19 protein-coding genes are annotated in these 25,312 nt (G+C 66.7%); 7 read left to right on the top strand and 12 right to left on the bottom strand.

The features are described from left to right. Nucleotides 1–14: 14 nt before the first annotated feature. A complete protein-coding gene (locus KVG96_RS09235) occupies nucleotides 15–332 on the top strand; it encodes an SCP2 sterol-binding domain-containing protein (protein ID WP_045198572.1) in 318 nt (105 codons plus the stop codon). A gap of 85 nt (nucleotides 333–417) precedes the next feature. Here KVG96_RS09235 and KVG96_RS09230 read toward each other — a convergent pair whose 3' ends face one another. The 8 genes from KVG96_RS09230 to KVG96_RS09195 form a co-directional block, all read right to left on the bottom strand. Beyond that, on the bottom strand, nucleotides 418–2,004 hold the full coding sequence (locus KVG96_RS09230; protein WP_217891740.1) for an ABC transporter ATP-binding protein: 1,587 nt from the start codon (nucleotides 2,002–2,004) through the stop codon (nucleotides 418–420). A 14-nt stretch (nucleotides 2,005–2,018) separates the two neighbouring features. Continuing rightward, complete coding sequence (locus tag KVG96_RS09225) at nucleotides 2,019–3,041, bottom strand: ABC transporter permease (protein ID WP_217891739.1); 1,023 nt, start codon at nucleotides 3,039–3,041, stop codon at nucleotides 2,019–2,021. Further along, entirely contained in the window at nucleotides 3,041–4,105 is a 1,065-nt protein-coding gene (locus KVG96_RS09220) for a microcin C ABC transporter permease YejB (protein WP_217891738.1), read from the bottom strand. The genes KVG96_RS09225 and KVG96_RS09220 overlap by 1 nt, the downstream gene beginning before the upstream one ends. After that, a complete protein-coding gene (locus KVG96_RS09215; protein ID WP_217891737.1) occupies nucleotides 4,092–5,942 on the bottom strand; it encodes an extracellular solute-binding protein in 1,851 nt (616 codons plus the stop codon). Before KVG96_RS09215 ends, KVG96_RS09220 begins: the two co-directional genes overlap by 14 nt. Nucleotides 5,943–6,185: 243 nt before the next feature. Continuing rightward, entirely contained in the window at nucleotides 6,186–8,840 is a 2,655-nt protein-coding gene (locus KVG96_RS09210) for a TonB-dependent receptor (protein WP_217891736.1), read from the bottom strand. Between the two features lie 480 nt (nucleotides 8,841–9,320). Then, on the bottom strand, nucleotides 9,321–12,242 hold the full coding sequence (locus KVG96_RS09205; protein WP_217891735.1) for a TonB-dependent receptor: 2,922 nt from the start codon (nucleotides 12,240–12,242) through the stop codon (nucleotides 9,321–9,323). 90 nt (nucleotides 12,243–12,332) lie between these two features. Next, nucleotides 12,333–13,280: a FecR domain-containing protein gene (locus KVG96_RS09200; RefSeq protein WP_217891734.1), complete on the bottom strand. Its 948-nt coding sequence runs from the start codon at nucleotides 13,278–13,280 to the stop codon at nucleotides 12,333–12,335. Beyond that, nucleotides 13,277–13,786, bottom strand: coding sequence for a sigma-70 family RNA polymerase sigma factor (locus KVG96_RS09195; RefSeq protein WP_217891733.1), 510 nt, complete (start codon nucleotides 13,784–13,786; stop codon nucleotides 13,277–13,279). The genes KVG96_RS09200 and KVG96_RS09195 overlap by 4 nt, the downstream gene beginning before the upstream one ends. A 298-nt stretch (nucleotides 13,787–14,084) precedes the next feature. Here KVG96_RS09195 and KVG96_RS09190 point away from each other — a divergent pair, with 298 nt between their 5' ends. From KVG96_RS09190 to KVG96_RS09175, 4 genes are all read left to right on the top strand, one after another. Next, nucleotides 14,085–15,803 (top strand): hydrogenase maturation protein, encoded by a 1,719-nt coding sequence (locus KVG96_RS09190; RefSeq protein ID WP_217891732.1) that lies wholly within the window; start codon nucleotides 14,085–14,087, stop codon nucleotides 15,801–15,803. 734 nt (nucleotides 15,804–16,537) lie between these two features. Next, nucleotides 16,538–17,401 carry a LysR family transcriptional regulator gene (locus KVG96_RS09185; RefSeq protein ID WP_217891731.1) on the top strand — a complete coding sequence of 288 codons (864 nt, stop codon included), beginning with the start codon at nucleotides 16,538–16,540 and terminating at the stop codon, nucleotides 17,399–17,401. A gap of 115 nt (nucleotides 17,402–17,516) precedes the next feature. Continuing rightward, nucleotides 17,517–18,662: a sterol desaturase/SRPBCC family protein gene (locus KVG96_RS09180; RefSeq protein ID WP_217891730.1), complete on the top strand. Its 1,146-nt coding sequence runs from the start codon at nucleotides 17,517–17,519 to the stop codon at nucleotides 18,660–18,662. Then, nucleotides 18,659–19,735 (top strand): SMP-30/gluconolactonase/LRE family protein, encoded by a 1,077-nt coding sequence (locus KVG96_RS09175; RefSeq protein WP_217891729.1) that lies wholly within the window; start codon nucleotides 18,659–18,661, stop codon nucleotides 19,733–19,735. Before KVG96_RS09180 ends, KVG96_RS09175 begins: the two co-directional genes overlap by 4 nt. Nucleotides 19,736–19,881: 146 nt before the next feature. Here KVG96_RS09175 and KVG96_RS09170 read toward each other — a convergent pair whose 3' ends face one another. Both KVG96_RS09170 and KVG96_RS09165 read right to left on the bottom strand, forming a co-directional pair. Further along, nucleotides 19,882–20,055 (bottom strand): hypothetical protein, encoded by a 174-nt coding sequence (locus tag KVG96_RS09170; protein ID WP_217891728.1) that lies wholly within the window; start codon nucleotides 20,053–20,055, stop codon nucleotides 19,882–19,884. 108 nt (nucleotides 20,056–20,163) lie between these two features. Further along, nucleotides 20,164–20,400, bottom strand: coding sequence for a DUF465 domain-containing protein (locus KVG96_RS09165; RefSeq protein ID WP_217891727.1), 237 nt, complete (start codon nucleotides 20,398–20,400; stop codon nucleotides 20,164–20,166). A gap of 201 nt (nucleotides 20,401–20,601) precedes the next feature. Here KVG96_RS09165 and KVG96_RS09160 point away from each other — a divergent pair, with 201 nt between their 5' ends. After that, a complete protein-coding gene (locus tag KVG96_RS09160; protein WP_217891726.1) occupies nucleotides 20,602–21,123 on the top strand; it encodes a DUF4142 domain-containing protein in 522 nt (173 codons plus the stop codon). Between the two features lie 18 nt (nucleotides 21,124–21,141). On the opposite strand, the gene KVG96_RS09155 is transcribed toward KVG96_RS09160, so the two are convergent. After that, nucleotides 21,142–23,253 (bottom strand): hybrid sensor histidine kinase/response regulator, encoded by a 2,112-nt coding sequence (locus KVG96_RS09155; protein WP_217891725.1) that lies wholly within the window; start codon nucleotides 23,251–23,253, stop codon nucleotides 21,142–21,144. 131 nt (nucleotides 23,254–23,384) lie between these two features. After that, entirely contained in the window at nucleotides 23,385–24,074 is a 690-nt protein-coding gene (locus tag KVG96_RS09150; protein WP_085585760.1) for a GntR family transcriptional regulator, read from the bottom strand. A 151-nt stretch (nucleotides 24,075–24,225) separates the two neighbouring features. Between KVG96_RS09150 and KVG96_RS09145 the strand changes: the two genes are divergently transcribed. Beyond that, nucleotides 24,226–25,311: an ABC transporter ATP-binding protein gene (locus tag KVG96_RS09145; RefSeq protein ID WP_217891724.1), complete on the top strand. Its 1,086-nt coding sequence runs from the start codon at nucleotides 24,226–24,228 to the stop codon at nucleotides 25,309–25,311. Nucleotide 25,312 lies beyond the last annotated feature (1 nt).

Genomic DNA, 25,312 nt, shown 5'->3' with positions numbered 1-25,312 from the left:
TCAAGGAACACACCATGAGCGATGTAGCAAAAGCTGTCGAAGCAATGAAAGCCAAGTTCAACCCAGCCGCTGCCGCCGGTCTGGACCTGGTCTTCGGTTTCAACATCACTGACGAAGACAAGCACTACGCGCTGATCGTCAAGGATGGCACCTGCGAAATCCAGGAAGGCGAAAACGCCGACGCCAACTGCACCCTGGTGCTGGACAGCGACACCCTCAAAGGCATCGTTTCCGGCGAGACCGACGGCATGCAGGCCTTCATGGGCGGCAAACTGCGCGTCGAAGGCGACATGATGCTGTCGATGAAACTGTCCGAGCTGTTCCCGGCGTAAGCTTCGGTTTCCCTGATCCCGAGCGACCGACGAATCCCGCCCTTGTGGCGGGATTCGTGTTTTCGGGCACGGGAAAAACGGCGTTTCAGTGTGCCGGACCGCCTGCAAACGACGCCGCCAGCAACTCCCGCGTATACGCGTGCCGCGCCGAACGGAACAGCTCGGCGGTCTCCCCCCGCTCCACCACCTCGCCGTCCTTCATCACGATCAGGTCATGGGCCAGCGCCCGCACCACCGCCAGGTCGTGGCTGATGAACAGGTAGGTCAGCCCGTGTTCCTCCTGCAAGCGGCGCAGCAGCGCGACGATCTGTTTCTGCACCGTGCGGTCCAGCGCCGAGGTCGGTTCGTCCAGCAGGATCAGGTCCGGCTTGAGCACCAGCGCCCTGGCGATCGCGATGCGCTGGCGCTGCCCGCCGGAGAACTCGTGGGGATAACGGTGGCGCACGGCCGGATCCAGGCCGACCTCCCGCAGCACCTCGATCACCGCCTGCTCGCGTTCCTGCGCATTCATGGCGGTGTGCACCAACAGGCCCTCGGCGATGATCTGCGCCACGCACAGGCGCGGGCTTAGGCTGCCGAACGGATCCTGAAACACCGCTTGCAGGCGCTTGCGCAGCGGCCGCAGCCGTTTGCCGCTCAGGGCCTCCAGGGCCTCGCCCTCGAAACGGATGCTGCCCTCGGCGTCGATCAGCCGCAGGATCGCCTGGCCGAGGGTGGACTTGCCCGAGCCGGACTCGCCGACGATGCCCAGGGTCTTGCCCCGTTGCAGGTGCAGGTCGATGCCGTTGACCGCATGCAGGTACGACGCGGGCCGCAGCCAGCCGCCCCCGAGCCTGAAGCGCACGTTCAGGCCGCGCACTTGTAGCAGGTTCTCCGTCGACTCCCGGCACAACGCCGCGCCACCGGGCTCGGCGTTGAGCAGTTCGACGCTGTAGGGATGCTGCGGCGCCCGGAACAGTTGCTCGCACGCCGCCTGCTCGACGATCACGCCGCTGCGCATCACCGCCACCCGTTGGGCCAGGTTGCGCACCAGGTTCAGGTCGTGGCTGATGATCAGCAGCGCCATGCCCAACCGCTTTTGCAGCGTCTTGAGCAGCAAGAGAATCTTGCGCTGCACGGTGACGTCCAGCGCGGTGGTCGGCTCGTCGGCGATCAGCAACTGGGGCTCGCAGGCCAGCGCCATGGCGATCATCACCCGTTGCCGCTGCCCGCCGGACAGTTGGTGCGGATAGGCCTTCAAGCGCTCACGCGGATGCTGGATGCCCACCAGCTCCAGCAATTCCACGATCCGCCGCCGCGCCGCCGCCCCCGCCAGCCCCTTGTGCAGCGCCAGGCTTTCGCCCAGTTGCCGCTCGACGGTGTGCAGCGGGTTGAGCGAGCTCATCGGCTCCTGGAAGATCATGGCGATGCGGTTGCCGCGCAACTGGCGCAGATAGCGCTCATGAACGCCGAGCAGTTCCTCGCCTTGGTAGCGGATGCTGCCGCGCACCTGCGTGGCAGAAGGATCCAGCAATTGCAGGATGCTGTGGGCGGTCACCGACTTGCCGGAGCCGGATTCGCCCACCAGCGCCAGGCACTCCCCTGGACGGATGTCGAGGTCGATGCCGTGCACCACCTCATGGCCGTTGAACGCCACCCGCAGGCCGCGCATTTCAATCAGGTTGTCACCCATGTCAGCTCCTTGATTCATGATCGCGGGTCGAACGCATCGCGGCAGGCCTCGCCGATGAACACCAGCAGCGACAGGATCAGGGCCAACGCGAAGAACGCCGTCAGGCCGAGCCACGGCGCTTGCAGGTTCTGCTTGCCCTGGCCGATCAGCTCGCCCAGCGACGCGCTGCCGGCGGGCATGCCGAAGCCGAGGAAATCCAGCGCCGACAAGGTCGAGACGGCCCCGGTGAGGATGAACGGCAGGTAGGTCAGGGTCGCGCTCATGGCGTTGGGCAGGATGTGCCGCAGCATCACCTGGCCGTCGCCCACGCCCAGCGCCCGCGCCGCCTTCACGTATTCCAGCCCCCGGCTGCGCAGGAACTCGGCGCGCACCACGTCCACCAGGCTGAGCCAGGAGAACAGCGCCATGATGCCCAGCAGCCACCAGAAGTTCGGCTCGACGAACCCGGACAGGATGATCAGCAGGTACAGCACCGGCAGCCCCGACCAGACCTCCAGCAGCCGCTGCCCGAACAGGTCGGTCCAACCGCCGTAGTAGCCCTGCAGGGCGCCGGCGGCGATACCGATCAGCGCGCTCGCCGCCGTCAGCGCCAACGCGAACAGCAGCGACACCCGCGTGCCGAAGATCACCCGGGCGAGCACGTCCCGCGCCTGGTCGTCGGTGCCCAGCCAGTTGTCCGTGGTCGGCGGGCTCGGCGCAGGTTCCGTGAGGTCGTAGTTGACCGTGTCGAAGCCGAACGGGATCGGCGCAAACCACAGCCGCCCGCCCTGCCCCTCGATCAGGCCGCGCACCTGGGCGCTGCGGTAGTCGGGCTGGAACGGCAGCTCGCCGCCGAAATCCCGCTCGGTGTAGCGCTCGAACGCGGGGAAGAACCACCGCCCCTGAAACGACACGGCCAGCGGCTTGTCGTTGGCGATCAGCTCGCCGCCCAGGCTCAGGCCGAACAGCGCCAGAAACAGCCACAGCGACCACCAGCCGCGCCGGTGGGCCTTGAACCGCGCCCAGCGGCGCTGTCCGATGGGAGATAGCGTCAGCATCAGGCGACCCTCGCGTTGAAGTCGATGCGCGGATCGACCAGCGTGTAGCACAGGTCGCCCGCCAGTTTTATCAGCAGGCCGAACAGGGTGAAGATGAACAGCGAACCGAACACCACCGGATAGTCCCTGGACACCGCCGCCTCGTAGCTCAGGCGCCCGAGCCCGTCGAGGGAGAAGATCACTTCGATCAGCAGCGAGCCGCCGAAGAACACCGTCACCAGCGCCTGGGGCAACCCGGCCACCACCAGCAGCATCGCGTTGCGAAACACATGGCCGTACAGCACCTGGCGCTCGCTCAGGCCCTTGGCGCGCGCGGTGACCACGTACAGCCGCGAGATCTCGTTGAGGAAGCTGTTCTTGGTCAGGATCGTCAATGTGGCGAACCCGCCGATCACCAGCGCCGTCACCGGCAGCACCAGGTGCCAGAAGTAGTCGGCGACTTTGCCCCACGGCGTCAGCCCGGCGAAGTTGTCCGAAACCAGGCCGCGCACCGGGAACCAGTCCAGCGCCGTGCCGCCGGCGAACACCACGATCAGCAGCAGGGCGAACAGGAACCCCGGCATCGCGTAACCGACGATGATCGCCACGCTGCTCCAGGTGTCGAACGCCGAGCCGTTGCGCACGGCCTTGCGGATGCCCAGCGGGATCGACACCAGGTAGCTGATCAGTGTCGCCCACAGGCCCAGCGACAGGGTCACCGGCAGCTTTTGCCGGATCAGTTCGGTCACCGTCGCGCCACGGAAGAAGCTCTTGCCGAAATCCAGCTGCGCATAGCTTTTGAGCATCAGCCACAGGCGCTCGCCGGCGGGCTTGTCGAAGCCGTACTGGCGCTCGATGTCGGCCACCAGCTTCGGGTCGAGCCCACGGGTGGCGCGGGACTCGCCGCCGACGGTCTCCACGTGGCCGCCCCCCACCGCGTTGCCTGCGCCGATCCCCTGCAAGCGGGCGATGGCCTGCTCCACCGGGCCGCCGGGCGCGGCCTGCACGATGACGAAGTTGACCAACAGGATCGCCAGCAAGGTCGGCACGATCAGCAGCAGGCGCCGCAGGCTATAACCCCACATGGGCGTACTCCTTTTGCTGTTGCTGCATTTGCGCGGCGGTCAGCGCGGTCGGGCTGATTTCCCACCAGGTGTCGAGGCCGGCGTCGTACAGCGGCGCCACCGCCGGGCGGCCGAAACGGTTCCACCACACCGTGGAGATCCCCGGCGGGTAATAGTTGGGGATCCAGTAGTAGCCCCACTGCAGCACCCGGTCCAGCGCATGGGCATGGCGCAGCAGGCTGGCGCGGCTGTCGGCCTGCACCACGCCTTCAAGCAGCGCGTCCACCGCCGGGTCACGCAACACCATGTAGTTGTTGGAGCCGGGATCGTCGGCGCCGTCGGAACCGAAATAGTTGAACATCTCCCGGCCCGGCGCCTGGCTCACCGGGTAGCCGGCGACGATCATGTCGTAGTCGCGGTTGCGCACGCGGTTGGTGTATTGCGCGGTGTCCACCTGGCGGATGTCGAAGCCGATGCCGATCTGCGCCAGGTTGCGCTTGAACGGCAGCAGCAGCCGCTCGAAGCCCTTCTGGCCATTGAGGAAGGTGAAGCGCAGCGGCTCGCCGGCGGCGTTCACCAGTTGATCGCCACGGGGTGTCCAGCCGGCGGCCTCCAGCAGTTTCAGGGCCTGCAACTGCTGGGCGCGGACGTTGCCGCTGCCGTCGGTGCGCGGGGCCTGGAACACCTGGGTGAAGACCTCGTCGGGGATCTTGCCGCGCCAGGGCTCAAGTATCTTCAGCTCTTCGGCGTCCGGCAGTTCCGTGGCCGACAACGCGCTGTGGGAAAAGAAACTGCGCTGGCGCAGGTACAGGCTGCGCATCATCTGCCGGTTGCTCCATTCGAAGTCCCAGAGCATGGCGATGGCCTGGCGCACCCGGCGGTCCTGGAACACCGGCTTCTGCAGGTTGAACACAAAACCCTGCGTGCCTTGGGCGGCGCCCGGCGCCAGGTGTTCGCGCAACAGTCGGCCCTGATCCAGCGCGGCGCCGGCGTAGCCGATGGTGTAACTGGTGGCCGAGAACTCGCGGTTGTAATCGAAGCCGCCGGCCTTGAGCACCTGGCGCGACACGTCGGTGTCGGCAAAGAATTCCACGTTCAGCCGGTCGAAATTGTAGAGGCCACGGGTGATCGGCAAGTCCTGGCCCCACCAGTCCTTGACCCGTTCGAACGTCACGCTGCGTCCGGCATCCACCGCACCGATCCGGTACGGGCCGCTGCCCGGGGGGATCTCGAAACCGCCGCCGTCGGCGAAGTCGCGGGTGCGCCACCAGTGCTCCGGCAGCACCGGCAACGTCGCCAGGTCCAGCGGCAAGGTGCGGCTTTCGTTGTTGCGGAACACGAACCGCACCTGGGTCGGGGACTCGACCACCACCTCGGCGACATCGCGAAACTGCTGGCGATACTTGAGGCTGCCCTGGGTAGTGAACAGCTCGTAGGTGTAGCGCACGTCCTCGGCGGTGATCGGGCTGCCGTCGTCGAAGCGGGCCTTGGGGTTCAGGTAAAAGCGCAGCCAGCGCCGGTCGGCGTCCAGCTCCATGCGCTGCGCCACCAGGCCGTAGACGCTGTAGGGTTCGTCCTTGCTGCGGTAGGCCAGCGGCGCGTACAGCCAGCCGTCGACGTCGGCGACGCCGGTGCCCTTGTCGACATAGGGCACCAAGTGGTCGAACGGGCCGCTCTCCAGCGAAGAGCGGCGCAACGAGCCGCCCTTGGGCGCGTCGGGGTTGGCATAGGCCAGGTGCTGGAAGTCCGGTGCGTACTTGGGCGGTTCGCCGTAGACCGTGAGGGCGTGCTGCGGGGCGGCCCAGGTCGCGGGGCTCAGCAGCAGGCCGAGCGCCAGGATGCGGTGTCTGTAAAGCATGGGCAGATCCTTGTCGGCGGGTCGGCTGTCCCGGCCGCATCGCGGGCAAGCCCGCTCCCACAGGTATCGGGTGAAGACTGAATCTTTGGTCACCACAAAACACTGCGGGAGCGGGCTTGCCCGCGACAGGGCCGGAACAGTCACCGCACATCCCGCCTGCCTGTGATGTGCAACAGGCAGGCATTTTTTATAGGGCAGGCCTTAGAACGAATCGTCACTAAAACCCGCCTTCTCCTGTCATTCTCAAAACCTGTAGCTGAGCCGCGTGTACAGCGTGCGGCCGAACGGGTCACCGTACTTGGGGTCGTACCCGCTCTGGAACGTGTAGGTCTGGTTGCTGAACGGCGGTTCGCGGTCGAACAGGTTCTTCACCCCGAGGGTCACGCCCAGGGTCTTGCGCCAGGTGTAGGTGCCGGCCAGGTCCCAGACGTTGTACGAGCCGACGTAGTCGTGGGCCTCGCGGTCCGAATCGTGGTAGCCGCTGGTGTAGCGGTTGGTCAGGCTGGCGCCGAACGGGCCGTGGTTCCACGTGCCGGTCAGGCTGTGGCGCCAACGGGCCACGGCGCCGGCCGAGGCGAAATCGCCGCCGCGAAAGTCGCCGAGCTTGTCGATGTAGTCGCCCTTGAGCTGCTGCTGGTAGTCGTAGCGGCTGACGTAGGTGCCTTGCAGCCCGATGCCGAACTCGCCGAACGGGGTGCTGGGCAGGCGGTAGTCGAAGCTGACGTCGACGCCGTTGGTCTTGATCTTGCCGAGGTTGGCCAGGCCCGTGACGACATGGTCGATGGAGCCGTCGGGCTTGCGGATCAAACGGTCCGGGTACAGTTCCGGGTTCTCGAACACGGCCGATTCCGGGAACTCGGCGATCTGGTTGGCGATGTCGATCCACCAGAAGTCCAGCCCGGTGGTCAGGCGGTCGAACGGCTGGTAGACGAAGCCCAGGGTGACGTTGCGCGCGGTTTCCGGGTTCAGCTCGGTGTTGCCGCCGGAGGTGCGGAAGAACTGCTGGGCGCAGTCGCGGTTGGCGATCCCGCCGTTGCTCGGCGTGCCGCCGGCGCACAGGCGCGGGTCGTTGTAGTTGGCGTTGGTGAACGAGGTGAAGGTCGGGTTGTACAACTCATACAGCGACGGCGCGCGGAACCCTTCGCTGTAGGCGCCGCGCACCACCAGTTCCTTGAACGGCTGGAAACGGAACGAATACTTGGGGTTGGTGGTGCTGCCGAAGTCGCTGTACTTGTCGTGGCGCACGGCGGCGGACAGTTCCAGGCTGTCGAGCACCGGCACGTTGATCTCGGCGTACTGCGCCGAAACGCTGCGGTCGCCCGCCACGCTGCCGTTCGGGTCCACGCCCAGGCTCTGCACGTCGCCGGCGAACGGGGCGAAGTCCTGGTGGAAATCTTCCTTGCGGTACTCGCCGCCCAGGGCCAGCGCCGAAGGGCCGGCGCCGAACCAGTCGCCGATCTCGCGGCTGACCCGCCCGTCGAGGGCCTTCACCCGGCCCACGGCGGTGCCGTAGTCGCCGTCCACCGCGTTGGCCGCCAGCAGCGCGGCACCGGCGGCGGTCTGCGGGCCGAACGGGTTGATCACGCCGTCGGCGATGCCCTGGCTCACGGCGCGGTCGTTCACGTAGCCGCTGCGGATGGTGTTGACCACTTTGTTCTGGTTGTAGGAGGCGCCGAGGTTGTAGTCCCAGCCCGCCAGACTGCCGTCGAAGCTCAGCAGCAGACGCTGGCCGGTGTTGTCGTCTTCGTGCCGGCGGGCGCCGACGGCGGTCTCGCGCCAGTTGACGTCCACCGCCTGGGTCGGGTCGAGGGCGAAGCCTGTGGGCCCCGGCGTGATGCCGTTGCCCGGATAGAACGCGGTGCCGGGGTTGACCTGGTTGCCCATCAGGGTGCCGGGGCCGATCTGCGTGCGGTTCTCGTTGCGCGCCCAGAAATATTCGAGGCTGACGTTGTGCTCGTCCGCCAGCTTGCCGGTGGCCTTGGCGAAGGCCGAGGTCTTCTCGGTCTCCGGCACCAGGTCCAGGTAGCTCCACAGGCTTTGGCGGCAGATGCCGTTGCGCGCCAGCAGCCCCGGCGCGTTGCAGCCGGAACCGGCCAACGGGTTGGTGGCGTTGCTGCCCTGGCTCCAGTTGGCCGGCGAGGCGGTGCCGGAGGTGTAATCCAGGCCCCGGCCAGGCTGGTAGTTGTAGGTGTAGCTGCGGTCCTTGGCGGCCAGGCGCTCCTGCTTGTCGTGGCTCACCACGCCGAAGACGTTGAAGCGGTCCTCCTGCAGGTCGCCGAAACCCCAGCTGCCGCTGACGTTGCGGCTCTCGCCGCCGCCGGCGTGTGTGGGGGTGTCGTAGCTGGTGCTGATCTGGCCTTCGGTGAGGCTGCTCTTGGTGATGAAGTTGATCACCCCGCCGATGGCGTCGGTGCCGTACAGCGCCGACGCGCCGTCGCGCAGCACTTCGACCCGGTCGATGGCGGCGAACGGGATCGTGTTGAGATCCACGCCGGAGCCGTTGATCGAACTGGTGGCGTTGTTGCTCAGGCGCCGGCCGTTGAGCAGCACCAGCGTCTTGTTCGGGCCGATGCCGCGCAAGTCCGCATAGGACGCCCCGCCGCTGCTGGAGCCCACCGAACGCCCGCCGCCGACGGAGGACTGGTTGGCGGAGATGCGGTTGACCAGCTCTTCGGTGGTGGTGACGCCCTGCTCGCGCAGCGTTTCGGCCCGCAGCACCGTGACCGGCACAGCGGTTTCGGCATCGACCCGGCGGATCGCCGTGCCGGTGACTTCGACCCGTTGCAGTACCGGTGTTGGTGCGGACTCCGCACTGTCGGCGGCCACCGCCGGCAATGTTTGGACCGCCAGCAGCAAGGCCAGGCTCAAGGGGGATTTGACGGGTGAAAACTGGATCATGAACAGCCATCCCTGCGTTTTGGTTTATGCAGGGATGTGTGATGGGCGGCGGGGTTTTATAGGGGACGGGTTAGACCGATGGGTGATGAGGTTATGCCGGTTTCGATGGCGCCTGCACTGCCGCCAATCGCCAGCAGGCTGGCTCCTACAGGGGACTCCGGGTGCCCGCAAGATCCAGGCACACCACAAAACCTGTAGGCGCTTGCCTGCAAGCGATGAGGCCGGCACTGCCGCCAATCGCCAGCAAGCTGGCTCCTACAGGGGACTCCGGGTGCCCGCAAGATCCAGGCACACCACAAAACCTGTAGGAGCTTGCCTGCAAGCGATGAGGCCGGCACCGCCGCCAATCGCCAGCAGGCTGGCTCCCACAGGGGACTCCGGGTGCCCGCAAGATCCAGGCACACCACAAAACCTGTAGGCGCTTGCCTGCAAGCGATGAGGCCGGCACTGGCGACATCACCGGCACCTGCCCCACCACCGTCAACTGCCGAAGTGATAGCTCACATCCAGCCACCACTGCCGCCCGTACGGGTCGTAGTTGCCGGTGGGGTAGTACGGCCAGCCCGCCGAGTCGTCGTGCTTGACCTGGTTGAGCAGGTTGTTCACGGTCAGCCCCACGCTCGCCCGGTCGTTGAGCCGGTAGCGGGCGCTGGCGTTGAACACGGTCCAGGGCGAAAGGCGGCCGTCGCCCGCGCCGTTGGTGACCGAGCCGTAGCGGATGCCCATCAGCGTCGCCGTGGCTTTCTGGTAGTCCCAGGTCAGGCTGGCGTTGACCTTGCTGCGCCAGTCGTAGTTGGTGCGCGAGGTGCGCCAGTCCTGGGTCGGGGCTTCGTCCGATTCCTTGTAGTAGTGCGACAGCACCAGGGTGTAGCCCAGCGCCGAGCTGAACGCGCCGTACTGCCCCGCGCCCCAGCGGATGTTGCTCTTGAAGTCCAGGCCGCTGACCCGTTCGCTGGCGGCGTTGATCGCGTTCACCCTCACCCGCTGCAACTGGTTGGGGTCGACGGCCGCGTTACCCGGATTGCGGTCGATGCGCGCCAGCGTCGACTGGCAGTTGGCCGAGTTGATGTCCTGGGTGCCGTTGCGGCATTCGTTCTCTTCCTGCAACAGACGGTTCTCGTCCACCGTGGTCAGCAGGTCGTCAATCTCCACCCGCCAGAAGTCCGTGGAGAAATCGAAGTTGCGCGACGGCGACCAGACGAACCCGTAGGTCCACGACTTGCCGCGCTCGGACTCAAGGTCCGCCGTGCCGCTCTGGGTATAGTCGACCCGCCCGCGGTCGCAGGCGCCCTCCACGCCCTGGCTGCACCCGTAGTAGTCGATCTGCGCCGGGTAATAGCCGTTGCTGTCGGACTGGTAGATGTAGTTCAGGTCCGGCGCACGGAAACTGGTGCCGTAGCTGCCGCGCAGCAACAGGCTGGTGACCGGGCGCCACTCAAGGCCCAGGTTGTAGGTCTTCTGCTGCTCGGTGCGGCCGCTGAACTTGTATTGGTCCCAACGCCCTGCCGCCGTCGCCAGCACGGTGTCGGTGACCGGGATGCTGAACTCGCCGCCCGCCGCATAGCGCTTGCGCGAGCCGCCGGAACTCTGGCTCGGGGTGGTGTTGTAGAAGCTGCCGTCGTTGAGGCTGTCGTCCGGGTCGATGCGGTATTCCTGCTTGCCCGCCTCCAGCACGCCGGCGAACCCCACGGGGCCGGCGGGCAGGTCGAACAGCTCGCCGTTGACCGAGGCGTTGTAGCTGGTCGACACCGACTTGCTGCTCTGGGTCAGGTTGCCGCGAAACTGCTCCCATTCCTGGGGCGTCAGCGGCCGGTCGAGCCGCGAGGCGTCCGGCGCGAACACCGGGTAGCCGCCCTGGGTGCCCAGTTGCGGGCCCAGGTAGAAGTCCTGGATCGACGCGCGCGGCGTGTAACGGGTGGTGCGCACGCTCTTGTATTCGGAACGGTTGGCCGCCAGGTCGTAGCGCCAGCCGGTGTCGGCGATCTTGTCCGACAGCCCCAAGGTGCCGGTCCAGGACGTGTCGCGCCATTTGCTGTTGTTGCTGGTGCGCCCGCCGATTTCCTCCTCGCCGAAGCGCCGGAACCAACGCTCCAGGTTGCCGGTGTTTTGGTTGATGAAATCCGGCGAGGTGAAGGTCGGGCCCCGGGTGTTGTTCTGGATGTGGTCGAGGCCGTACATCAGATCGGCGAACACCTGGCCGCTGTCGCTGAAATGCCAGGTGCCGCGGGTGTAGCCGTCGTAGTTTTCCTTCTGGGTCTGGATCGTCCAGTAGTCGTTGTACATCTGGTCGGTGCGGCAACGGCCGGCGTTGTTGAGCAGCTTGTTGTCGAACACGCCCTGATAGGCGCCGCAGCCCGGCCCCAGATAACGGCCGCTGCCCAGGTCGCGCCGGTAGCCGACATCCGTCAGCGGGCCGCTCTGCATGAAGCCGCGGTCGTCGGCCCAGATCGGGTCGCGGTTCGTCAGTTCGAGGCCGAACAGCCCGTCGAAGTCGCCCCATCTGCCGCCGCCGCTGATCTGCAGGCGCTGGTTGTCGCCGCCGCCGCGCTCGCTGGTGCCGCCCTTGAGGTTGACGTCGACGCCGTCGATCTTGTCCTTGAGGATGATGTTCACCACCCCGGCGATCGCATCGGAACCGTAGATCGCCGAAGCGCCGCTGCTGAGGATCTCAATGCGTTCGATCACCGCCGACGGAATGTTCGCAAGGTTGGTGAAGTTGACCTTGCCGTCGTACGGCGTCGGGTAGTCGGCCACCCGCCGGCCGTTGATCAGCACCAGCGTGTGGTTGGGCCCCAGGCCCCGCAGGTTGAGGGCGCTGGCCGCCGGTTGCCAGGTATTGCCGTAATCCTCGCCCTGGGTCATGCCGGTGTTTTGCGTCTGGGTCGCCAGGGCGTCGTAGACGTTCTTGTAGCCCCGCGCTTCCATCTCTTGGTGGGTAATGACGTTGACCGGCGTAGCGCCGTCGGATTGTGCCCGGGCGATCCGCGAGCCGGTGACCGTGACCTTCTCCAGGCGGTAGTCGGCGCTGGCGGCAGGCGCCGCAGAGACCGCCTTGACCGGCGCGGCGACCGGCGCGTCGGCCTCCCGCACCGTCAGCCCCTGCGCGCTCTGCTCCACTTGCAGGCCGCTGCCCTGCAGCGCTTTCTCCACCGCCTGACGGCCGCCCAACGCACCGCGCACGACGCCGCTGCGCTTGCCCTGCACCAGGTTCTGGCTGAAGGAGATCGGCACGCCGGATTGGCGCGAGATGTCCAGCAGCACCTCATCGAGCGGGCCGGCGGCGATGTCGAAGGTGAACACCTGGGCGGTCGCCTCCGCGGACACGGCCGGCGACGGCGCGATCCCCATCGCCAAGGCGGCGGCCAGCGTCAGTCGAGGCAATTGTTGTTTGAATGAGTACATCGAAGGGCTTCCCTGTTGAAGGCATCTGCAGGGAATGAGCAGCGGGCCGGCGGTTTTTATAGGGGCTGGGTAGACCGGGAAGTTATGGCGCTATAACCGCGCGTCGATGCTGACCCAATACGGGTTGTGCCAGGTCACGCGGATCGGCAGGGAACGTTCGAGCAATTGCAGGGTGCGCTCGCTGTCGTCCAGCGGATACAGGCCGCTGAGGCGCAACCCGGCCACGTCCGGGCTCAGGCTCAGGACGCCGCGCCGGTAGCGGCGCAGGCTGTCGATGACCTCGCTCAACGGTCGGTCGCGCACTTCCAGCCGGCCTTGCAGCCAGGCGGTTTCGCAACCCTTGCTGCGTTCCAGGGCGAGGATTTCCCGGTCGTTGAACAGCAGGCTCTCGCCCGCCTCCACCACCTGCCGGACGCCGCCGGCGGTGACCACTTCGACCTGGGAATGCAGCATCACCAGGCGCGTCGCCTCATCGGTGCGCTGCACCATGAACGTCGTCCCCAGGGCGCGCAGGCGGCCATGTTCGGTCTCGACCACAAAGGGCCGGGGCTGGCGGGCGGCCACATCCACCAGCAGCTCACCGCTGCGCAGGACCAGCAGGCGCTCGGCGGTGTCGAACCGCGGTACCGCGCGGCTGCGGGCATTGAGGGTCAGTGCGCTGCCGTCGGCGAGGGTGAACCCGCGCCGCTCGCCGGTGCCGGTGGCCAGCTCCCCGGCCTCGGGCAGCCAGCCGTAGCGCCGGCCCAGTAGCCCGGCCAGCAGCGCAACACCCAGCAGGCTCAGGCTGCCGCTGACGAACCGTCGGCGGCTGGAGGGCGCGTTGAGGCTGTGCAGCAGGCTGTCGCGGGGCATGCCGCGCAGGTTGGGGTTGCGCAGCAGGTTCAGGCCGCCGCCCATTTGTTCGATGATCTGCCCGTGCCGGGGATCGGCCGCACGCCAGGCCTCGAAGGCGGTGCGCTCTTGCAGGCTCACGTCGCCCGATTGCAGCAGCGCCATCCACTGCGCGGCCTCATCGATCAGGGTTTCGTCCGGCCTCATGCCTGCATCGCCTGATAGCAGCGCTTGAACGCCTCGACCATGTACTGCTGCACGCGGCTGGTGGACACGCCCAGCCGTTCGCCGATCTGGCTGTAGGTCAGGCCGTCGAGCTGATGGTAGAGAAACGCCGCCTTGGCCTTGGCGGAGAGGCCGTTGAGCAAACGGTCCACCGCCAGCAGCGCCTCGATCACCAGCGCCCGCTCCTCCGGCGACGGGTGCACCGGCTCCGGCGCCTGCGCCAGGCTTTGCAGGTAGGCGCGCTCCAGATCCTGCCGGCGCCAGCCTTCGTACACCAGGCGCCTGGCGATGGTGGTCAGCAGTGCGCGGGGCTCGCGGATGGCCAGCGGGTCGGGCAGCGCCAGCACCCGCAGGAAGGTTTCCGACGCGATGTCCTGCGCACTGTGCGGGCAACCGAGGGTGCGGCCCACCGCCGTGCACAGCCAGCGGTAATCCTGTTGGAACATCCGGCCCACGGCCTGGTGATGCGGGTTGAGACTGCCACCCATGCCTTGCTCCCTGAAACGGGCTCCACCCGCTGCGAAAATCCTTGGTTCTGCCGGCATCGTCCGGCGGTGATCAGGGGAGCGACTGTGCAATAGCGCCTGAGACATTTGAAGTAATAAAAAATCAGCATCCTAAAACCATTGAGAATAAGGCAGTTCGTCGCCACGGAAATCTCCCCTCACAGAACGTTGACTTCAGTCACTGGTGCCCGCCGCGCCAATCTCTAACCTTGCGCCTCCATCGACAGCCACGGACGGCTCATCGGGAGCCCGCGGCCGACCCATTCAAGGAAGAGCAACCATGCGATCACTCAACATCATTCTGCTGTCGTCGGCGTTCAACGGCCTGACCCAACGGGCCTGGCTGGAACTGCGCCAGGCCGGCCATTCGCCGAGCGTGGTGCTGTTCACCGACGAAGCGTCCGTGTGCGAACAGATCGAAAACAGCGGCGCGGACCTGGTGATCTGCCCGTTCCTGAAAGACCGCGTGCCACAGTCGCTGTGGAGCGATGCGCAACGCCCCGTGGTGATCATCCACCCCGGCATCGTCGGCGACCGCGGCGCCAGCGCCCTGGACTGGGCCATCACCCATGAGCTGCCGACCTGGGGCGTCACCGCCCTGCAAGCGGTGGAGGAAATGGACGCCGGTCCCGTCTGGGCCACCTGCGAATTCAACCTGCCGGCGGGCCTGCGCAAGTCCGAGCTGTACAACGGCCGGGTCAGCGATGCGGCGATCCGCTGCATCCGCGAGGTGGTGGAGAAGTTCATCGCCGGGTTCGAACCGGTGCCGCTGGACTACAACGACCCCAAGGTGCGCGGCAGCCTGCAACCGAACATGAAACAAGACGACCGCACGTTCAGCTGGCACGACTGCGCGCGGTTCATCAAGCGTTGCATCGATGCCGCCGACGGTCAGCCCGGCGTGCTGGCCAGCCTGGCCGGCGGGCAGTACTACGTGTACGACGCCCACCTGGACAGCCGCACCGGCCGCCCCGGCGAAATCCTCGCGGTGCATGACGACGCCGTGTTGGTGGCCACCGGCGACCAGAGCCTGTGGATCGGCTCGCTGCGGCTCAAGCCGCAACCGGGCGAGGAAACCTTCAAGCGGCCGGCCCGGCATGTGCTGGCCGGGCAACTGGCGAAGGTGCCGGTGCTCGACTGGTCGATCGCCGACGCGCCGTTCAGCGACGAGGCCTACCAGCCGATCCGCTACCGCGAGTCCGGCAAGGTCGGTGAACTGACGTTCGAGTTCTACAACGGCGCCATGAGCACCGAACAGTGTGGGCGCATGGTCCGGGCGCTGCGCTGGGCCAAGTCCCGCGACACCCAGGTGCTGCTGATCAAGGGCGGTCGCGGCAGTTTCTCCAACGGCGTGCACCTGAACGTGATCCAGGCGGCGCAGGATCCGGGGGCCGAAGCCTGGGCGAACATCCAGGCCATCGACGACGTCTGCGCCGAACTGCTCGATGCGCGGCAACTGGTGGTCAGCGGCGTGACCGGCAATGCCGGCGCCGGCGGCGTGATGCTCGCGCTGGCCGCCGACATCGTGTTCGCCCGCGCCGACATCGTGCTCAACCCGCACTACAAAAGCATGGGCCTGTACGGCTCGGAGTACTGGACCTACAGCCTGCCCCGCGCCGTCGGCCCGGCCATGGCCGAGCAACTGACCCAGGCCTGCCTGCCGGTCAGCGCCTTCCAGGCCCGGCAACTGGGCATGGTGCAGGAGATCGGCCCGCGCTGCCCGGACGAGTTCGGCCTGTGGCTGCTGCAACGGGCCCACGGCGCACTGACCGACCCGACCTATGCGGCTGTGCGCGAGCGCAAACTGCGCACCGACCATGAACTGATCCGCCGCTGCCGCGAGGCCGAGCTGCAAGAGATGCAGGAGGACATGCTGTACAACCGCAACCAGTTCGCCGAGAAATGCCGCAACTTCGTGCTCAAGCGCAAGACCTGCTGCACCCCGGCCCGGCTGGTGGAGGACTGGGCGCGGGTACGCGAGGCCGAACTGGCCGGCTGACCGCACGGGCCCCATCGCTGGCAGGTCGAGCCGTCGCACCGCAGCTCCCACAGGTATCGCGGGTGTCCGCAAGATCCAGACACACCACAAAACCTGTAGGAGCTTGCCTGCAAGCGATGAGGCCGGCACTGCCGCCAATCGCCAGCAGGCTGGCTCCTACAGGGGACTCCGGGTGTCCGCAAGATCCAGGCACACCACAAAACCTGTAGGAGCTTGCCTGCAAGCGATGAGGCCGGCACTGCCGCCAATCGCCAGCAGGCTGGCTCCTACAGGAGACTCCGGGTGTCCGCAAGATCCAGGCACACCACAAAACCTGTAGGAGCTTGCCTGCAAGCGATGAGGCCGGCACTGCCGCCAATCGCCAGCAGGCTGGCTCCTACAGGGGACTCCGGGTGTCCGCAAGATCCAGGCACACCACAAAACCTGTAGGAGCTTGCCTGCAAGCGATGAGGCCGGCACTGCCGCCAATCGCCAGCAGGCTGGCTCCTACAGAGGGCTCCGGGTGTCCGCAAGATCCAGACACACCACAAAACCTGTGGGAGCTGGCTTGCCAGCGATGAGGCCGGCACTGCCGCCAATCGCCAGCAGGCTGGCTCCTACAGGGGACTCCGTGTGTCCGCAAGATCCAGGCACACCACAAAACCTGTGGTGACTGCCCCACCCCCATCGCCAGCAAGCTGGCCCCCACAAGTACTGCGGCTTATCATGCCGGCACCTCAGACGCCGGCCCGCCCATGGACATCGACCTCGCCCGTACCTTCCTGGAAATCGTCCGCCACGGCAGCCTCGCCGCGGCGGCGGAGAAGCTGTTCGTCACGCAGACGGCCATCACCGCCCGCGTGCAGAAGCTCGAAAGCCAGTTGGGCAGCACCCTGTTCGTGCGCAACCGCGCCGGCGCGCGCCTGACGCCCAACGGCGAGGCGTTCGTGGTGTACGCCAACCAACTGGTGCAGACCTGGGAGGCCGCCCGCCGCGACCTGCCGCTGCCCGAAGGCTACGACAACGTGCTGCACATCGGCGGCGAGGTCAGCCTGTGCAACCCGCTGATGCTCAGCTGGGCCGCCGAACTGCGCGAGCACATCCAAAGCCATGCCCTGCGCATGGAGATCCGCGACGGCGAAAACCTGCTGCGCCAGCTCGAACTCGGCGTGCTCGACGCCGCGCTCGTCTACCAGCCGGAATACTGGCCGGGCCTGCAGGTCGAGCAAGTGCTGGAAGAAAAGCTCATCCTGGTACACACCCCCGACCGCCCCGCCCCTTACGTGTACATCGACTGGGGCCCGGATTTCCGCCGCCAGCACGACGCCGCCCTGCCGGAAAAGGCCAAGGCCGCCCTGAGCTTCAACCTCGGCCCGCTGGCGTTGCAGTACATCCTGGAGAACGGCGGCAGCGGTTACTTCCGCACGCGGGTGGTGCGCACCTACCTGGAAAGCGGCGCGCTGGAGGCCGTGACCAAGGCCCCGGAATTCGGCTATCCGACCTACCTCGTCTACTCCCGCGACCGCGACTCGGCCACCTTGCAGCACGCCTTCGACCTGCTGCGCGCCGTGATCAAGACCGACGACGACTGGTCGCAGCGCTGGAACCCGCTGAGTTGAGGCCCAAGGCGCTGCGTACCGGAGCCTGTCACTTGTGACCTCGGCCCCGAGCCTGCGCAGGCTCAGGGATCAGCTAATCTGCCGGATACAACAACAATATCCGCAGGTGACCGCAGTGAGGCAAACCACCGAAGCATTCCGCAGCCGCTACCGGGCGGCGATCCATCCGCTGTACAACCCGTGGCTGCACGGCGCGTTCGTGCTGCTGTTCGGCGTGCTGGCCATCGGCGCGTTCTGGAGCGGCGTGCGGCAGGTGCAGCCCCTGGAATGGCTGACGGTGCCAATGACCCTGCTGTTCTTCAACTTCGGCGTGTACGTGGTGCACCGGCACCTGGGGCACCACAAGAAAAGCTTCGCGAAAATGTTCTACGCCCGCCACGCCGGCGACCACCACAGTTTCTTCACCCCCGGCCACATGACCTGGGACAGCGCCCGCGACTGGCGGGTGATCCTGTTTCCGGCCTGGCTGATCGTGGTGCACACGCTGCTGGTGGCCCTGCCGCTGTGGTGGCTGTTCGCGCAGGTCAACGCCAACGTGGCCGGGCTGTTCGGCGGCTGCATGGTGCTGGGCTACCTGACCTACGAGGTGTTCCATGCCTGCGAGCACCTGCCGCCGCGCCACCCCTTGGCCCGCCTGCCGTGGATCCGCCAGATGCACCGCCTGCATGAGCTGCATCACCGCCGCGAACGCATGCAGGAACGCAACTTCAACATCGTCCTGCCACTGATGGATTACCTGTTCGGCACCCTGTACTGGGAGCCGGAACCCGCCCACACGAACGAACCGAGGACGCCCATGACCCGCCAGCAGCACCGGATCGACATCGACGGTGAGCCTTACGCCGTGCTCGCCTACGCCGCCGACGTCAGCCGTTGGCCGCAATGGCACCCTTCGTCCCTAAAGATTCACGGCCCCGCCGGCCCCTTGCACGCCGGCGCACGGTTCGAGGAAGACATCCGCGCCGGCGGGCGCGACGGCCATCTGGTCTGGGAAGTGGACGAGTATCTGCCGGGACGGCGCTGGTGCGCTCGGGCGCGGGGCGACCATGGCCTGTCGTTGTCGCTGGTTTATGAGTGTGCGGACGTCGGGGGGCGCACGCGGTTCGTGCGTACGCTGGACTATCGGTTCGACGGGATGGGCATGCGCCTGGCCAACCTTTTGCTGCTCAAGCGGCGCATCGAGCGCGAGTCCGCCGCCTCGATGCTGGCCCTGCGCGACCGCGCCGCACAGCACCTGGCCCGCACAGGAGCCGACGCGTGAAGCTGCGCCATCTGATCCTGCTGCTGGTCTTCTTCGTGCTGGCGTTCTTGCTGCTGATGCCGACCCGCGTCGAACCCGTGGCCTGGACACCGCCGCCGGCACCGTCGATGACCGACGGCCCCTACGCCGACAACCAGCGCCTGCGCGGTTTGCGCCAGGTCGGCCCGAGCGGCATCGAAGGGCCGGAGGCGCTGCTGCTGGAGGACGACAAGCTGATCACCGGCCTGCACGACGGCCGCGTGATCCGCACCAGCCTCGACGGCCATCAGCGCAAAGTGCTCACCGACACGGGTGGCCGTCCCTTGGGGCTTGCGCGGCATCCCAACGGCCTGCTGGTGATCGCCGACGCGGTCAAGGGCTTGCTGTCCCTCGACGCCCAGGGCCGGCTGGTGGCGCTGACCACCGAGGCCAACGGCTTGCCCTTCGGCTTCACCGACGACGTGGCCATCGACAAGTCCGGGCACTACGCCTACTTCAGCGATGCCTCCAGCCGCTGGGGCTACGGCCACGACGGCGAGGCGATCATCGAGCACGGCGGCGACGGGCGCCTGCTGCGCTATGACTTCCAGACCGGCAAGACCAGCGTCCTCCTGGACCGGCTGGAGTTCGCCAACGGCGTCACCCTGGGGCCGGACGACGCCTATGTGCTGGTCAACGAAACCGGCGCCTACCGCATCAGCCGCTATTGGCTGACCGGCCCCAACGCCGGCACCCACGACCTGTTCATCGACAACCTGCCGGGGTTGCCGGACAACCTCGCCTTCAACGGCCGCGACCGCTTCTGGGTGGCGCTGTACGCGCCGCGCAACCCGCTGCTGGACCGCACCGCCGGGCATCCGTTCGTGCGCAAGGTGATCGTCCGGGCGCTGACCGTGCTGCCCAAGCCCCTGGAGAAACGCGCGTTCGTGCTGGGGCTGGACCTGGACGGCAAGGTCATCGCCAACCTGCAGGACGCCAGCGCCGGCAACTACTCACCGATCACCACGGCGCGGGAGTACGGCGACTGGCTGTATTTCGGCTCGCTGAAGGCCTCGCACATGACGCGGATGCCGTTGGGGGCGGCCCTGAAGTAAGGCTTGGGATGTGTGCCGGGTTCACCGGCCTCATCGCTGGCAAGTCGAATCGTCGCACCGCAGCTCCCACAGGTATCGCGGGTGTCCCCAAGATCCAGATGCACCACAAACCCTGCAGGAGCCAGCCTGCTGGCGATGGCGGCCGGTCAGGCGCCGGGGGGATCAGGCTTGTCCGGTTCGGTCTCATCCGTCGCCGGCTCCCGCTGAGGATGCCGGTAGGTGTGCGCCGGGCTGTTGGGCTCAGGGTGGGTCGGCACGGGGTCGTAGGTTCCCTGCTCTTCGCTGGGGAACTGGTCGCTGGAGGGGGTGGGACGGTTCATGGGGCACCTCGCCGGGAGCCGCTGCATGCGGGCTCTGAACATTCGAGGTACCGGGCGGGTTCAACGTTCCGGCCGATCCGCCGCCGGTGGTCGGCGGATCGTGCGCGCTTATCGCTGCAACTGCTGGACGATCTTGTCCTTGACCAGCAGGCGCTTCTCCTTGAGCTTCTTCAAGGCGTCATCGCTGGGGGCATCCGAGGTGGCGGTCTCGGCCTTGACCACGTCCGCGTCCGCCTGGGAATACTTGTTGATCAATGAATCCAGTAACGGATCCTGGGTGCGTCGTTGCTGGATCTCTTCCTTGGAAATCTTCAAATCCTGAAACAGGTCATGGGGAACCGGCATGGAACACCTCCGTCAATTGATCGCGGCCAACGCGCCCTATGCGTTCGCCAGCTATCAGGATGGCCTCGGTTGGGGGTTCTGTCGACTGCCGGCCAGGCGGCAAACGACCGTTCGTCGTCCTGGCGCCAACCGGACCAAACCTTTGCCGGCGCATCTCCCTCCACTGGATAACGCTCACAACCAACGCGTGGAGAATGACCAATGGACGGATTCAACCTGCGTCACCTGGCCCTGGCCGTCGCCTTGAGCACCGGCATGGGCAGCGCCTTCGCCGCCACCTCCAACACCTTCGTCGACAACGCCGCCGCCGGCGGCATCGCTGAAATCGAAGCCAGCCGCCTGGCCCTGGAGAAGAGCGCCTCGGCGGACATCAAGGAATTCGCGACGATGATGATCACCGACCACGGCAACGCCAACGATGAGCTGGCCACCATCGCCAAGGCCAACGGCATCGAAGTGCCCGACGACACCACCCTGGTCAAGCAGGCCAAGGAAAAGATCCTCGAACTGCGCGACGAATCCTTCGACGCGGCCTACGCCAACAATCAAGTGAAGGCCCACGAAGAGGCCATCGAGCTGTTCAAGAAGGAAGCCAACACCGTGACCGACGACAAGGTCAAGGGCGGCCCGGAACTCAAGGCCTTCGCCCAGAAGATGCTGCCGGCCCTGGAGAAGCACCTGGCCCGCGCCAAGGATCTGCAGGCCAAGCACCCGAGCAAGTGACCGCCGCCCTGCCGGGCCTCAGGCGCTGAGCACCGTGCGGATCATCCGCAGCAGCGCCTGGGGGCTGTAGGGCTTGCCGAGCAGGTGGGTGTCGGGGCTGAGCTGGTGGTTGCGCGAGATGATGTCGCGGGTGTAGCCGGAGGTGAACAGCACCGCCACCGGCGGCGACTGCACCTTGGCCCAGGCGGCCAGTTCGGCGCTCTTGATCAGGCCGGGCATGACCACGTCGGTGAAGATCAACTGCACCGAGGCGCCGTCGAGCAGCAACTGCATCGCCGCGTCGCCGTTGCCGGCGGTCAGCACCCGGTAGCCTTCCTCGCGCAGCAGCTCCACGGTGGAGCCGCGCACCGCGTCATTGTCCTCGACCACCAACAGGGTCTCGTGGCCGCCCTGCTGCCGGCGGCCGGCGCCCGACGATTCGTCCCGCAGCGGCTGCAGGCTGCGCGGGAAAAACAACTGCACCCGCGTGCCCTCGCCCACCCGGCTGTCGATCTCGACATGGCCGCCGCTCTGCTTGACGAACCCGAACACCATGCTCAGCCCGAGCCCTGTGCCCTGGCCGTCGGCCTTGGTGGTGAAGAAAGGCTCGAACACCTGCTCCAGCATGTTCGGAGCGATCCCCACGCCGCTGTCGCCCACCGACATCCGCACGAAATCCCCCGGCAGGATGCCCTTGCCGGCGCAGAACGACTGGTCGAGGGTGAGGTTGTCCGCGCTCAGGGTGATGGTGCCCTCGCCCTTCATGGCGTCCCGGGCGTTGATCGCCAGGTTGAGCACGGCGTTTTCCAGCTGGTTGCGGTCGACGTTGATCCGCCAGGGCTTGTGCGGCAGGCGCACGTCGATGCGGATGGTCTCGCCCAGCGCCCGCTGCAGCAGTTCGCCGAGGCCGTCGAAGATGTCCGCCAGGTTGCACACCGCCGGCGTCAGCGGCTGGCGCCGGGCGAACGCCAGCAGTTGCGAGGACAGCTTGGCGCCGCGGTCCACCGCCGCCAGCGAAGCGTTGACCCGGCGCTGCACGTTGGGGTTGTCGCGCTCGTGCCGGGCCAGCAGGTTGAGGTTGCCGGCGATCACTTGCAGCAGGTTGTTGAAGTCGTGGGCCACGCCGCCGGTCAGCCCGCCGATGGCCTCCAGCTTCTGCGACTGGCGCAACTGCTCCTCGGCCGCCAGCCGCGCCCCGACTTCGTCGGCCACCCGCTGCTCGAGGTTGCGGGTGAACTTGAGCAAGGATTCTTCGGCGGTCTTGCGCTCATGGATATCGATCAGCACGCCGGGGAAGCGAAAGGCCTCGCCCCGTTCGTTGAATTCGCAGCCGCCGCTGGCCAGCACCCACAGGAAGCTGCCGTCGGCGCGCAATACCCGGTACTCGGCGTTGTAGGGTTCGCCGGAGAGCACCGCCTGCTCGACGCATTCGGCGACCCAGCCACGGTCGTCGGGATGGATGTGGGCTTCGGCGATGTGCTGCGGCAGGTTGGTCAGGTCCTGGTCCGCCGGATAGGAGAAGGTGCGGGCAAAACGCTCGTCGGCCGACAGCACGTCGTTCTTCACGTCCCACACGAAGGAGCCCAGCAGCGCCCCGGCGTTGAGCGCCAGGCGCACCCGCTCGTTGTCGGCGCGGTAGGCGTCCTCGGCGGCCTGGCGCAGGCGCTCGGACAGCACCAGTTCGGTGGTCTCCACCACCATCGCCATCACCCCCGCCGGCGCGCCCCGGTCGTCGGCCACGGGGCTGTAGTAGAGGTCGAGCCAGACGTCTTCGGGTACGCCGTCGCGCAACAGCACCAGGACCTTGTTGCGGTACTCCAGGGTGCCGCCGGCCAGGCACGTATCGACCACGTGGCGGTTGAAGTCGGCGACCTCCGGCCAGCCCATCTCCACCGGCGTCCCCAGCAGGTACGGGTGGCGTCCGCCGGCGAACCGCGAATAGGCGTCGTTGTAGATCATGTAGCCGTCGCGGCCCCAGAGCATGACCATCGGCAACGGCGAGGCGAGCATCAGCCGCACCGTGCTGCACAGGCTGGCCGGCCAGGTGTCGAGGGAGCCCAGACCGGTCAGGCTCCAGTCAAATGCGCGGATGCGCCCGGCCATTTCACCGTTCCAGCCATCGCATCCATGGTTGTCGGATAGAAACTGCATCGCCCGATTCAACGCTCTGTGGTGAGTCCGATCAATCGCAACGCCCGGTGACGCCACGCCCGTGTGTTTCGAACCTCCCGCGCCGCAAAGGGTTGCATAAGAGGTATAGCCGATTTCCCCCGCCCCGGCCTTCAGACTTCGATCAAGTGCTTGAGCGGGTGATAGCCGGTCTTGATTCTGGCCGCCACGTCGAGGATCGCCTTCTGGATGCCGTTGAGGTGCATGCAGGTCAGTTCGACGGCGGCGCTCTGGTTGCCGGCCTCGATGTACTCGATCAGCCGCAGGTGCTCATCGTCGCGGCAGGCTTCGTGGCTGTCGTCGTCCAGGGCGGCGGCGTACAGCGAGGCGCGGGAGATCAGTTTCTGGAACCAGTCCAGCAGCACCGGGTTGTTCAGGCTGCGGGCCAGTTTGATGTGGAACTCGCCCAGCAGGTGGATCAGCCGCTCGTGGTCGCCGGCCTGGTGGGCCTCGTCCTCCAGCAGCAGGTGGTCGCGCAGGTCCTGCATCGCCGCCGTGTCCTTGCGCCGGCACAGTTCGGTGACGATGCCGATCTCCACCAGACGCCGGGTTTCGAACAGGGAACGGATCTCTTCGTCGCTGGGCAGCGACACCGACGCACCTTTATTGGGCTCGGTGGTGACCAGGCCGTCGGCCTCCAGTTGCTTGAGCGCCGCACGAACCGACGTGCGGCTGACATTGAACAGTTCGGCCAGCGACGCCTCGCCCAGCTTCATGCCGGGGCGCAGCGAGCGCTTGCTGATCGCCTCGTAAACCCCTTGGTAGACGCGGTCGACCAAGGTTTCCGGTTTTTTCTCGGTCATTGCAAAGCTCCTTCAGTGCCGGCAACGGTCCGTCGGCGCTGCTTGCCAAAAAGCGCAGCCGCGGAAAAAGGGGGTTGCACAGCCAGATTAATCCGGGTATTTCTAAATTGCATTCAGATATTGCATACAATAATTAGAGGATTGCACCATTATGGGTCAACCAATAGCAATTGAAGTGCGCAACGTTTCCAAGCGGTACTCCGACGACCCCGGCCTGGCGCCGGCCCTCGACAATGTGTCGGTGAACATCGCCGACAACGAATTCTTCACCCTTCTGGGCCCGTCCGGCTGCGGCAAGACCACCCTGCTGCGCACCATCGCCGGGTTCGAGCACGTCAGCGAAGGCCAGATCCGCCTGGCGGGCGAGCCGGTCAACGACCTGCCGCCGTTCAAGCGCCGGGTCAACACGGTGTTCCAGAGCTACGCGTTGTTTCCGCACATGAGTGTTGCGCAGAATATCGCCTTCGGCCTCGAGATGCAGGGCCTTGAACGCAAGCAGATCCCCGGCCGCGTCGAAGAGATGCTCGCGCTGGTGCAGATGCAGCACCTGGCCGGGCGCAAGCCGGCGCAGCTGTCCGGCGGCCAGCAGCAGCGCGTGGCCCTGGCCCGGGCCCTGGCGCCCAAGCCGAAAGTCCTGCTGCTGGACGAGCCGCTGTCGGCGCTGGACCTGAAGCTGCGCAAGGAAATGCAGGTCGAGCTCAAGCGTGTGCAGCAAGAGGCCGGGATCACCTTCATCTTCGTCACCCACGACCAGGAAGAGGCCCTGACCCTGTCCGACCGCATCGCGGTGATGTCTGCCGGCAAGATCCTGCAGATCGGCACGCCCACCGACATCTACGAACGCCCGCAGCACCGTTTCGTCGCCCAGTTCATCGGCGACATCAACTTCCTCCCCGGCCGCCTCAAGCGCGGCGAGCGCAACGAGAACCTGTTCGTGCCCGACGGCATGCCGGTGGAGATCCCCTGCCTGCCGCAAGGCGTCGACAGCGCCAGCATGCACCTGGCGTTCCGCCCGGAGCGTTCGCGGCTGGTCGCACCGCACGAGCCCCATCACCTGGGCGGGGTGATCGAGGCGGTGCTGTACGTCGGCACCGCCACGCTGTACCAGTGCCGGCTGAACAACGACATCAAGGTCATGCTGCGCGAGAACAACGAAGGCCTGCACCAGGGCCGCGGCGTCGGCGAGCGCGTGGCGGTGCACCTGCCGCCCCAGGCCTGCCTGCTGATGGAGGCCTGAG

Source organism: Pseudomonas ekonensis (genome assembly GCF_019145435.1).
In the GTDB taxonomy this organism is placed as follows: Bacteria; Pseudomonadota; Gammaproteobacteria; order Pseudomonadales; family Pseudomonadaceae; genus Aquipseudomonas; species Aquipseudomonas ekonensis.
The sequence above is the reverse complement of the archived record's forward strand: the minus strand, read 5'-3'. Positions and strand labels throughout refer to the sequence as shown.